We start from the raw sequence: 11,978 nt of genomic DNA, 5'->3' as shown, positions 1-11,978 counted from the left end.
GTAAATCTGGGACAGTCCCCTCTTGAAAAAACTGCGGATGGGAAAGGAGGTGAAGACGATGAAAAAGGCAATAAGCTTAGGATTGGCAGTTTTTTTTGTGGCCACCCTTGTTACAGGTGCAATGGCATTCGGCCCAGAATATGGAATGGGTAAGGGCTATGGCATGATGGCCAGCAATCTTACGCCTGAACAGGCGCAGAAGTTTGCCCAGTTCCAGAAAGATATACTGCCCCTTCGCCAGAAGATGCTTCAGTTAAAAACCGAACTCATGGCGCTAAGGACACAGACAACCCCTGACTGGAATGCAATAGCAGCAAAGCAGAAGGAGATGGTCGATGTCAGGACAGAGATCCAGAAAAAGGCAACAGAAACTGGTATTACAGGTTTTGGCCCTGGCTCTTGCAAAGGCGGCAAAGGCAAAGGAATGATGGGAATGGGCAGAATGGGAATGTAAGAAGGAGTAACAACAAAAATATCTGCAAGGAGAGGCCTGACTTTCGCAAAATTAATTAGTCGTTGGTGCCAAATGAGTAGTAAAACAGAATATAATGATCTTTACAGTGCAAAGGTAAGGGGCAGTCGTTACTTTGCCCCTTGGAGAACCCAGAAATTTTGCTTCAAGTCAACCTCACCTTGCAGATATTATGATTTTATGAGAGTAGTTTTGAAAATAAAAATATTTGCCGTTTGTTTCCTGCTTTCTATAGTTTCGTTTTCCCATGCCGAGACGGAAATTACAGAGGGATACGATGAGAACACTGAAATAACAATCAGAGGGACAGTAATAGAAATAATGCACGGCATGAGGGGGCCTGTTATCCTGAAACTGAAAACAGGAACCAAGACATATAATGTGGTTACAGCCCCCAGGTGGTATTTGTCGAGAAACGCCATAACCTTTAGCATAGGCACTGCGCTGGAGGTTACAGGCTCCAGGTACTTTGGAAGAGACGGTAACCTGTATGTTATTGCCAGACAGATAAGGGATACTGAAACCGGAAGCGTAACAGTTTTGAGGGATTCGTATTGCAAGCCGTTATGGAGGGGAGGACACAGAATGCATGACAGACGTCTGCTGTGATATAATAGCGTAAGGCGTTGAGCGTTACGACGTTAAAAATTTAAACACAATAAACACTGTAACGCTATAACGGAGGGTGCTTGGCAAGACAGATAGCGGTCAGTTTCGAAAATGAAGTAATCAAGATCGTATATGCATCTTTAAGGCGTGGCAATCTAATCATTAAAAAAACCCTTGTTCTGAGGGATGAAGAATTCGATGAGTTTCTAAAAAAGGAAAAGGCCCGCCATTTCACCATAGTCTGCGATTTCAAATCATTTTATCAGGACATATTGCTTCTGCCACCTGTAAAAGGGAGGTTTTTTAAGAATATTGTCGAGGCCGAGATAAGAAGGAAAGCTCCTGAGTTCAAGGATTGCTCATTCTTTTATGTTATCCTCGGAGAGAGGATACACGAAGGGAGAAAAATGCATGAAACATTTGTCTTTGCCGTAAATAATCATGACCTTTCCCGGATAATCGACAGGTTTGATAAATACGGCAAAAAGATTTCAGCTATATACCCTGCTGCCTTTACGATTGCGCAATTAGTGAGCTTCTCCTATGGCATTACCGATGAGCCGATATTGTGCGTGGCAGAATCAGAGTCCAGCAAGATACTGCTTTTAATGAAGGATGGGAAGCTCTATTTTATGAGAGCTGCACAGTCATTTGAGAGCGGCTTGCATGACATAGATGTCCAGAGCATCAACATGACAGTAAACTACTGCAGGCAGACACTGAGATTAACGCCATCACAGGCGATTCTCATAGGCACTGCTTGCAGTAAATATGAAACGACAATGAACTTGCTGCTGCCTGTCTTATGTATGAAACCTCCTTCCAATATCATTGCACCAAGAGAGACGATCACAGATTTTATCATCCCCATGTCAGCCATGTTGAATATCAAGGGGATGGAAGACGGCAATCTCCTTCCCGAAAGTTATAGGAGTATTTGCAGACAGAAGACGATTCTCGCATATTACACAGCACTATTTCTGATTCTCTCGGTCATAGGCATGGTTTATCTGAAAATGAAACTGTCAGAGACGGCTGATATGAAGAGAAAGATCACGTCATTACGGGCAGAGATGAGGGGGATGGAGCCCATCCGCATTGGTTATGAGAACAAGAAAAAAGAGCTTGATAAGGTTATGCCTTTAATAAATTTTATGAATGCGATGAATTCTTCTCCGGACATCCAGAAGGCATTGGTTGCCCTGTCTTCGATAAAAGAACTCCATGGGAAGGGCGTAAACATAGGCTCTATCGATATCAACCCCGAGGGGAACATGGTGCGCATAAAATTAAAGGGCAGTGTTGCGGCAGCAAACTTCACTGCCATGCAGCAGGCTTACCAGAATCTCGTTAAGGCAATAAAAAAGGCAGAAGGGATGGAGATAGTATCCGATAAGATAGATATTAAGGATAAGGGTTTTCAAATAGAATTAAAATATAGATAGTTCAAATCATTTGAACGGTTTGAACTTCTTGAACAATTTTTATAGAATAAAGTGGAGGCAGATTGAGGAGATCCCTTTCCTACTACATAATCTCGGGGATGTTGTTCTTGATGGTCCTGGCAGGAGTTATTATCTCAAAGCGATACAGTGATTCCCTTTCCAATACGCAGAAAAAATTACAGACGGCCAGGATGAATCTTGTTAGTATGAAGGATGCACAGGTTGATATGGAAAAAACAATAGCGGATTTGAAGGCGATTGTCCCTTCGGATTTTGCATCGAGGACGCCTGAGGAGCATATTTTTATAGGTCTTGATGAACTGAAATTCAGGATGAAGAATGCCGAAATCGTGGTGACCAACATGGAGTATAAGGACGACGAGGTGAGCCTGCCTGTGACCATAAAGTCTTCAATAAGCAGGAAGGCAGCAGGAAAAGATTATGCCTCGTTTATAAATGACATAGGGTATCTCCAATCAATGGGTTTTCCGTTCTTCTACATCGGCGGCATATCCATGGTGCAGTCTCAGGACAGGGCATCTGTTTCGTATGAGATAAAAGGGGCATTAAAGACATTGAAGACAGCAGAAGGCAGGCAATAAAACATGGACAGGATCGATAATAAACAGATAATTGTGCTGGTATCGCCGGTTGTTGCAACTTTTTTCTGCATAATAGCCCTGTCACATATTAAATTCAAGCCTTCTCTCTCTCCGGCGGAACAGGGACTTGCAGACTTCTCCTACCAGAAGGCCCAGATAATCCGGCGCCAGCCGCTTGCGGTTCCTGCCATTGACAGCCCTATTCGTGTGGAAGCGGTTTCTCCAAAGGTTGCTTATCCGCAGGTACCCCTTGAGAAGGTGGCGCCTATAGAGCCCGAGGTAGAAATGAAGGTCTCTTTTATCCTCATCGATGGCGGAAGGAAGATGGCAATAATAAACGGCGTGGTTGTAAAGGAGGGAGATGTATTCAATCAGAATAGAGTTGCAAAAATAGAAAAAAACAGGGTATTAATAAAAGATAAGAAGGGGGAAAGGTGGATAAGGATAGAATAGATGGTTTAAACGGTTCAAACAGTTCAAACTGTTCAAACGGTTTAAATTATAGATTGTGGATTGTGTTATGTGCTCTGTTTATCATCTCCTGTTCTTCCACAGACATAAAAAGGGAAATCCGCATTCCAGAAGAGGTCAGGGAGATAAAACCCGAAAGACCTGCCCCGTCTGAGCCCAAGATACCGGAATTTATCCCTGTGACAGAAGATATCTCGCCTGTGAAAACGAGGATAGTGGACATAGTTGCAAGGAATACGCCGCTGAGGGATGCCCTGCATGTGATTGCAGAGGCAACGGGATTGAATCTTGTCATGGAAAAAGGAGTTGCAGCAGAAACGCCTGTAACACTCACTCTGAAAAATGTGAGTGCCGAAGATGCATTGAATACCATTTTCACATCCGTGGATTATTTTTATGTCGTCAAAGACAATATGCTTCTTGTAAAGGCAGTGGATACAAGGATATTCGAGCTTGGACATCCTGCCATTGTTCAGACATATAGTGTCGATGTGGGCGGCGACATACTGGGAGGAGCTACAGGCTCGTTAACAGGAGGAGGAACGACAGCAGGCGGGACCACAACAATAAAGGGGAATATAACGCAGACCTCAAAAAGCGACTCTACTGCCTTCAATTTCTGGGATGCCATAGAAAAATCCATTTCGAGCATACTCGGGACAACTGCAGCCGCAGCCCCGGGCCAGCCCGCTGCAATACAGCAGAGTTTTACCATTAACAGGCTGACAGGGACAATATTTGTAACAGCCTCAAAGAGGAACATAGAGAGGGTTGAACAATTCCTTAACACCATTAAAAAAGTAATCAGCAGGCAGGTTCTGGTTGAGGCAAAGATCATAGAAGTGCAATTATCGGAAGGTCTGAAATACGGAGTTGACTGGGCTTTTGTGAACCAGACATTGGGCGATGGGCAGATTAATATTACAACTCCGGGTTTCTCGAACGTGTTCCCTTCAGCAAGCCCTTACATAAGCATGGGAATTACGCGTGGAGCGAGTTTCAGCACACTTTTAAAGGCGCTGCAATCGCAGGGAGAGGTGAGGACACTGTCCAATCCGAGGGTGAATATAATGAACGGACAGACAGCCCTTTTGAGCGTCGGCAGGAATGTCAGCTTTATTTCAAAGGTCGAAGCAACGACAACCACTGTTGCAGGTGCAATGCCAACCACAACATTCACTGTGCAGACAAGCAATATACTTTCCGGTATTATTATCGGCATAGTCCCTTATATAAACGAAAACGGCGAGATATCGCTGACCATAACACCGATAATATCGGACCTGATCCAGCTCCAGGAAAAGACCGTGGGCACAGGAACCAGCCAGACACAGATTTCCCTGCCTACTGTTGACCTGAGGGAGCTCAGCACTACAGTGAAGGTGAGGGATGGCCAGATGATTATAATCGGAGGCTTGATTTCAAAGAAAGAAAATCTTCAGGACAATAAGGTTCCTGGATTGGGCGATGTGCCTGTGCTTGGAGGCCTCTTCAAAAGCCGGGACAAGGCAGAATCGAGATCGGAACTGGTTGTGGTTTTACAGCCGGTACTGGTATCTCGATAAACTATAAAGAACAGTTCAACATTGTTCAAGCTGTTCAAATAGTTCAATATTGAACGGCTTAAACGATTTAAACAATTTGAACTATTTTTTTTTGAGGATTATGGCAACAATAAGGATCGGCGATTTATTGAGGGCACGGGGGTTCATCAATGACAGGCAGCTTCATGTTGCCTTGATGCAGCAAAAAGTAACAGGAGACCTTCTCGGCGACACCCTTGTAAAACTGGGTTTCGTATCCTCGAAGGAGCTGGGACAGATACTATCGGAGCAGTCAGGAATAGAATTTATAGACCTCGGCGAGCATGTTATTTCTGAAGACGCCCTGAAGGTAATTCCAAAGGACATTGCAGAAAAGACGGGGTTTATACCAATAGATGCTGAAAACGGCAGGCTGAGCATAGGCATCACAAACCCGAGCAATATACTTGCTGTGGATACAGTCACGAGGATGACGAAGAGCCAGCCTAAGGTGTATATGGTCGATGCCGACAGTTTCCGGGATGCCGTTGAGAAGGCATACTTTTTTTTAGAAAATCCGATCCAGCACCAGATTGATGGCATTGTGAACGAAATAAAGGCAACCGAGACCGCATCGGGCGCTGCTGTAACAAGCCTCGCAAACCTGATAATCATGGACGGGATCAGGAGGAATGCCACAGACATCCACATCAATCCCACAGCGGATATTGTCAATGTGTTCTACAGGATAGACGGCGTGCTTCAGCACGGACACGGCATTCCAAGGGTTGCGCACAGCGGCATTGCATCGAGGATCAAGATATTGTCGCAGCTCGATATAGCGGAACAGAGGCTGCCGCAGGACGGCTCATTCACCTTCACATTCTTAAATAAAGGCTACGATATCCGCGTATCGACAGTCCCCACCATATACGGAGAAAATATCGTGATGAGGGTGCTTGCGGGCACAGGCCCGCTTTTGAGGATAGAGCAATTGGGATTCGATGAGGAGAATACGAAGAAAATAAAGACCCTTTTCCACAAGCCATACGGCATAATCCTGATTACAGGCCCTACAGGGAGCGGTAAAACCACAACACTTTATGCGGCCTTAAGGGAGATAGACCTCCTCGAAAGGAATGTCCTTACTGTAGAAGACCCTGTGGAATACAAGCTCAGCCTGATTAAGCAGACGCAGGTGAACGAAAAGGTCGGCTATGACTTTGCCCTTGCAGGCAGGAGCTTCATGAGGCAGGACCCCGATGTAATGCTCCTTGGCGAAATAAGGGATGAAGAGACCGCAAAGATTGCAATAAGGGCATCCATAACAGGACATCTTGTCCTCTCAACACTGCACACCAATGACGCAGTAACCGCAATCCCGAGGCTTATAGACCTGAATGTGGACAGGTTCCTGATGTCCTCATCCCTCCTCGCCATAATGGCGCAGAGGCTTGTAAGAAGAATATGCCATTACTGCAAAGCTGAGTACAGCCTGGATGATTATGAGATTTCGGCATTTAAGGAATACGGCGTATCTTTAACCACCGCATTCAAAGGGAAAGGCTGTCCTAAATGCAATGGCACAGGGTATTCCGGAAGGACTGTCATCGGCGAGATATTGATAATCGATGATGAATTGAGGGATCTGATATATTCTGCTGCGCCTGTAACTGCATTAAAGGCTGCGGCAGTCAGGAAAGGGATGAGGCCGCTCAAGGACGATGCTGTCAGAAAGGCTGCCGCAGGGATTACAACGCTGGACGAAGTATTGAGAGTGGCAGGATGAACTATTACTCCTATAAGGCTATAGATACCGATGGTGCAATGGTAAAGGGCGTTACAGAGGGGGAGGACATAGGCTCTGTTTATGGAGATCTATCGTCAAAGGGACTCTATATATTGAGCGTAAAAAAGGCAAACGCCGCCATTGTGCATCTTAAAAAGGCATTCATGGCACGTAAGATAAAACGGAGGGATGTTATAGAATTTGCGAACAACCTCTCTGTCATGCTCAGGGCCGGCGTGCCACTCCTTGCAGCACTGGGGGACATAACCGCCACAACAGAAAATAAATATCTTAAAACAACCATAGCAGATATAAAGCGCCAGACAGAGATGGGAATGAGGTTTTCCGATGCCGTTGAATTACATAAAAGCGTTTTCCCGGATGTCTTTGTAAGACTGATAAAGGTTGGAGAGGAAACAGGCCACCTCGAAAGGAGTCTGGCCGATGTTGCAAGCCACCTCCAGAGAATGGAAGATCTTGCCGCTGCGATCAAAAGGGCGCTTATCTATCCTGCCTTTGCGATCGTTACGACCATGGGCGCCTTGATCTTCTGGCTTGCATATGTCCTTCCGAAGATAATGACCACATTAAAGGAGATGGGCGTGAAGCTTCCCCTCATAACAAGGATATTGCTGCATATGAGTGATTTTACAAAGGCATACTGGTATCTCATACCCCTTCTGCCTGTGGCTTTCTTCTTTGTTGTACAGGGTTTAAAACAGAAGGAGATCACAAGGTATTATGTGGATGCAATAAAGATAAAACTGCCGATAGTGAAGCTGGTGGTTTACAACAAGCTCCTTGCCCTTTTCTCGGAGCAGTTGAGGATATTGATAGTGGCAGGACTCACCATCGACAGGTCATTCGATATAATCGCGGATGTCATGGGAAGCGAGGTCTTTAAAAGGGCTATCATTTCATCGAAGGACAGTATATCGTCAGGGAGCAGGATATCCGATGCACTCAGGGAACATCCTGTGTTTCCTCCATTGGTAGTAAGGATGGTGGATATCGGGGAGACGAGCGGTAATCTGGACGAACAGTTTGCCTTCCTTTCGGACCATTACCTTAAGAAGCTCGATGACATATCCGAGAAGATGGGAAAGATGATAGAGCCTATTGTTATTGCAGTTGTAGGCATCCTGTTTGCGATAATTATCGTGGGTCTTATGTTCCCGCTTTACGACCTTATTACGCAGTTCGGAAGGGCGAGGTAATGGATTATCTTGATTTTTTCGATTTAAAAGAAGACCCCTTCAGGCTGACTCCGGACCCATATTACTTTTATCCCTCCGAAAGCCATAACGAGGCATTGTCGTCGTTCAATTACATTGTAGAGCAGAAAGAGGGTTTTTTCATGTGCGTAGGGGATCCAGGCACTGGCAAGACCACCCTGCTGAATACCTTCCTGAACACAGAAAAATGGAAGGACAGGGCAGGCATTGCATTAGTGCTCACGCCCCGGTTGTCTCCAGAGGAGTTTCTGCTTACGGTACTGGAAGACCTGAATGTAAAGGTCAAGAACACGAACAAAAACGAGATTATCAAGGCATTCAGGGATTTCCTCATCGAGAACTCAATGATCGGAAGGAGGGTTATTATTATCGTTGACGAGGCCCAGAACCTGCCTGACGAGACCCTTGAGGAATTGAGGCTCTTATCCAATCTCGAAACAGAAAAGGAAAAACTCCTCCAGATAGTCCTGATAGGACAGCCTGAATTAAGAGGCAGGCTGCTTTCGGACAGTTTCAAACAATTAAACCAGAGGATAACGGTAAGGGCCACTTTGAGACCATTAACAATGAATGAGACATCGGACTATATCAATTACAGACTGGTAAAGGCAGGGAAGGGGACTGTCATATTTGAGGAAAAGACAAAGAAGCTCATACATAAATTATCGAAAGGGATTCCGAGATTGATTAATCTTGTATCCTCCCGGGCAATGATGGCAGCATACCTCGATATGAGCAGATATGTAAGGAAGAGGCATGTTATGTATGCCGTAAAGCATGTCTCTGACAGCTTCATAAAAACAACAAGACGTATCGTCACATTTCCACGTATCATTGTCTATTCCCTGATGGTCTGCCTGATTGTTGCTGCACTAATTGTAATGAATAGAGTGAAAGAACAGGATCAAAGGGGACAGTCCCTCTCAGAAAAAGGGACTGTCCCCTTAATTGCCTCCGAGTCCGCAGCGCCGTTCATAGAACATAAAAAATTACCGAAGACTGCTGTGGTCGCTGTAGATGCTGCCAATGTGAGGGCAAAACCCTCACTGGATTCTGAAAGGATTAAAAGTGTTTCTAAGGAGACCGCCCTTGAGATAATAGACGAGTTTACAGAAACTACCGGCATGAAGTGGTATAAAGTAAAGATGCACGATGGCAAAGAGGGCTGGATAGCGGACAAGACAGTGAGAATAGTAAATGAGTAAATGAGCAAGTGGGTAAATGAGTGAATGGGTAAAAAACCTCATATACCCATATACCCATATACTCATTCACTCATTTACTGTAGTTGCAGCAGCCTGTCATTTACCAGTTTTCTTGTCCCGGGATCGATATTACTCATCGACAATATCTCTCTATAAATCCTGACAGCATCGGAGCTTCTTCCCTGCTTTTCTGCAATGCGTGCAATGCCTAAATGACCTTGAATGTTGCCCATTTCAGAGAGTTTAGAGAAATAACCATAGGCCCTGTCATTGTCGCCGCGCTTTTCGTATAAAAGCCCGAGGTTTAAGAGGGCGTAGCTGTTTGAAGGCTCTATGGATAGCGCCTTTGAGAGGTATGCCTCCCCCTCTGCAGGATTATTGAGGCGTATATACGCAATCCCGATGTTAATCAAAGAAGGGACATAGTCCTTTTTTATGGCGAGGACATTTTTTGCATATTTAATGGACTCTTCAAATGAGCCGAGATGGATCAGCACGCTGGAGATATTGTTCATTATGATGTAGTTGCCTGGATCGAGCTCTATCGCCTTCTTATAATTCAAAAGAGCCTGATGATAATCTTTTTTAGACTCATAAGTCCTTGCTGTATACAGGTACACATCTTCTTGGGAGTCCTGCGGTTTTGGTTGTGGCTCCTGGGCTATAGCCGGCTTTTTTTCTGCATCTTTCTGAAAATTTTCAGCTTTTGGTTCGGCTTTTGGCTCAGGCCTCTGTTTTTCCGTTATTTTCTTTTCCTCTGTTTTAGGCTCAGGCGTTTTCTTTTGTTCGGGTTTTTGTTTGGGGAGCTCTTTTGCCGGCCTGGGTTTGGCAGCCGTTGGCTTTGTTTCAGATGGCTCGGGTTTTGTTGCTGGCGCTTGAGGTTTTGGAGATTCTACTTCTGGCAGAGCAGGTCTGGTTTCAATTTGTGCGGGTGGTGTTGTTTTTGCTATCTGTTTTTTTGCAGACGGCTTTATATATAACTCCATCAAATAAACAGTGCCGACCCCGGCTACTATTGCAAGGAGTACAAGAACGGAAAGTATCAGGATCCTTTTCTTTGTTGCCTCTTTTTCAGCAGAGCTTGATACAACCTGTTTTAAGTCAGGAGGTGCGTCGGTCTTGCGTCCTTCTCCCACAGAGGCGGATTTGTATTTGACCTTTGACAACAGATCTGCAAGAAGACTCACTGTGCCTCCATTGTTTTATCTCTCACGATGAAATAGAGTTCCGAGTTTGGTTTATTCTGGCTGCTGACTGCTGACTGCTGACCGCTGCCCTCGGCCTTTAGCCTTGAGCCTTCAGCCTTGAGGCTATTGAATATCTTCCATGAATACTTTACCCTCTTTGGTGTGCTCGTTGCATTATAACAGCCCACAGCTTCCCAAGTATATCCATACCTGTCGATGCACTGTTTTAGCACCTTTGCCCCAATCATTGTGTTGTAACACGGCTCTGAAATGAGTTTGCCTGAGTCCAGCCCGAGGGTTTTGATCCAGAAGGAATTTATCTGCATAAGCCCGATGTCTATAGAGCCATTTTGGTTCTTATTCATAGCCTTTGGATTGAGACCTGACTCGATATGGGCAATGCTCTTAAGAAGGGAGGGATTTATGCCGTATGCTTTCCCTGCATCTTCAAAACAGAAGGCGTCTGCATCAGTTAATAGTGAACAGTGAATAGTGAATAGCAAGAAGATAGACACCCATGACCTCTGACCCATGACCCATGACCCAATCATAGGTTAAGTATAACTATAAAACTGTTGACAAATCAAGAAAATGATGTTAACATTCAAGCAAAGATCGAAAGGATTTTCAGGGGTGAAGCTATGACCACGCTGTTAGAAAAAAAGATATTTACATACGAGGACATAAACTTGCTGCCAGAGGGGAATTATGAAATAATAGACGGTGAGAGGCGGGATATGACACCAACAGGATTTAGACATGGAAAGTTTGAAGGACTGTTTTATGAGATTTTAAGAAAAAATTTTAAAGATAAGGGGTATGTTTCAGTAGGGGAAGTTGGTGTTGTGATAAATAAATCACCATTCAGACTCAGGGCAGCAGATGTTGTATATATAAGCAAGGAGACATCCCCTGTAGAGCCAGAGGGCATGCTTGAGGTTGCCCCTGATCTGATAATAGAAATCCTTTCCGATTATAATACGGTAACTGAAACAAACGATAAGGTCAAAGATTATCTCTCGATAGGCGTAGGAAGAATTGTGCTTGTCGACCCGTTCACAGAAACCGTCACTGCCTTTCAGCATGGCAAGAAAGAGGCTGGTTATTACAGCTTTGACGATGAATTCGAATTGATAGATGGCGTTTTTGTAAGATTGAAGGAATTAGTTTAAACAGCAATTTAAAGTTTTAGCGCTGATTCACGATTTAAAAGTTAAAAGATGGAAGCGTTAAGTCATAATCTGCCTATATGGGCGCCATGGTGGTTATGGCAATGCTTAGTGGCGCAACCGGGCTCCGTATTGGAGTCAAAAATAAAAAAACTTGGAGGTCAAAATGGTAGAAAGAACAGCAGTAAAGCAGGTAGAAGTGAAATCAAAGAACTCACCACTCACCACTCATCACTTATCACTTATCACTCGCAAAGAAGGTTTTACTCTT

General features: G+C 44.6%; 12 protein-coding genes. 10 read left to right on the top strand and 2 right to left on the bottom strand.

The annotated features are described in order from the left end of the window. Nucleotides 1-58 precede the first annotated feature (58 nt). The 9 genes from V7L97_RS09265 (at nt 59) to V7L97_RS09225 (ending at nt 9,351) form a co-directional block, all read left to right on the top strand. Entirely contained in the window at nt 59-454 is a 396-nt protein-coding gene (locus V7L97_RS09265; protein WP_333655306.1) for a Spy/CpxP family protein refolding chaperone, read from the top strand. A gap of 198 nt (nt 455-652) precedes the next feature. Further along, on the top strand, nt 653-1,081 hold the full coding sequence (locus V7L97_RS09260) for a hypothetical protein (protein WP_333655303.1): 429 nt from the start codon (nt 653-655) through the stop codon (nt 1,079-1,081). A gap of 80 nt (nt 1,082-1,161) precedes the next feature. Then, entirely contained in the window at nt 1,162-2,526 is a 1,365-nt protein-coding gene (locus V7L97_RS09255; protein WP_333655302.1) for a hypothetical protein, read from the top strand. A 206-nt stretch (nt 2,527-2,732) separates the two neighbouring features. Beyond that, nucleotides 2,733-3,128 (top strand): hypothetical protein, encoded by a 396-nt coding sequence (locus V7L97_RS09250; RefSeq protein ID WP_333655300.1) that lies wholly within the window; start codon nt 2,733-2,735, stop codon nt 3,126-3,128. Nucleotides 3,129-3,131: 3 nt separating this feature from the next. Further along, nucleotides 3,132-3,581, top strand: a complete 450-nt coding sequence (locus V7L97_RS09245) for a hypothetical protein (RefSeq protein ID WP_333655299.1) — start codon at nt 3,132-3,134, stop codon at nt 3,579-3,581. Then, on the top strand, nt 3,563-5,164 hold the full coding sequence (gene mshL / locus V7L97_RS09240; protein ID WP_333655297.1) for a pilus (MSHA type) biogenesis protein MshL: 1,602 nt from the start codon (nt 3,563-3,565) through the stop codon (nt 5,162-5,164). Before V7L97_RS09245 ends, mshL begins: the two co-directional genes overlap by 19 nt. A gap of 100 nt (nt 5,165-5,264) precedes the next feature. Beyond that, nucleotides 5,265-6,911 carry a GspE/PulE family protein gene (locus V7L97_RS09235; RefSeq protein ID WP_333655294.1) on the top strand — a complete coding sequence of 549 codons (1,647 nt, stop codon included), beginning with the start codon at nt 5,265-5,267 and terminating at the stop codon, nt 6,909-6,911. After that, on the top strand, nt 6,908-8,128 hold the full coding sequence (locus V7L97_RS09230) for a type II secretion system F family protein (RefSeq protein ID WP_333655292.1): 1,221 nt from the start codon (nt 6,908-6,910) through the stop codon (nt 8,126-8,128). Before V7L97_RS09235 ends, V7L97_RS09230 begins: the two co-directional genes overlap by 4 nt. Next, nucleotides 8,128-9,351 carry an AAA family ATPase gene (locus V7L97_RS09225; protein WP_333655290.1) on the top strand — a complete coding sequence of 408 codons (1,224 nt, stop codon included), beginning with the start codon at nt 8,128-8,130 and terminating at the stop codon, nt 9,349-9,351. Before V7L97_RS09230 ends, V7L97_RS09225 begins: the two co-directional genes overlap by 1 nt. A gap of 74 nt (nt 9,352-9,425) precedes the next feature. On the opposite strand, the gene V7L97_RS09220 is transcribed toward V7L97_RS09225, so the two are convergent. Next, entirely contained in the window at nt 9,426-10,538 is a 1,113-nt protein-coding gene (locus tag V7L97_RS09220; RefSeq protein WP_333655287.1) for a tetratricopeptide repeat protein, read from the bottom strand. Then, on the bottom strand, nt 10,535-11,053 hold the full coding sequence (locus V7L97_RS09215; protein WP_333655286.1) for a lytic transglycosylase domain-containing protein: 519 nt from the start codon (nt 11,051-11,053) through the stop codon (nt 10,535-10,537). Before V7L97_RS09215 ends, V7L97_RS09220 begins: the two co-directional genes overlap by 4 nt. Nucleotides 11,054-11,179: 126 nt before the next feature. Between V7L97_RS09215 and V7L97_RS09210 the strand changes: the two genes are divergently transcribed. Next, nucleotides 11,180-11,710 carry a Uma2 family endonuclease gene (locus V7L97_RS09210; RefSeq protein ID WP_333655283.1) on the top strand — a complete coding sequence of 177 codons (531 nt, stop codon included), beginning with the start codon at nt 11,180-11,182 and terminating at the stop codon, nt 11,708-11,710. Nucleotides 11,711-11,978 lie beyond the last annotated feature (268 nt).

It is taken from the genome of Dissulfurispira sp., assembly GCF_036745535.1.
In the GTDB taxonomy this organism is placed as follows: domain Bacteria; phylum Nitrospirota; class Thermodesulfovibrionia; order Thermodesulfovibrionales; family Dissulfurispiraceae; genus Dissulfurispira.
The sequence above is the reverse complement of the archived record's forward strand: the minus strand, read 5'-3'. Positions and strand labels throughout refer to the sequence as shown.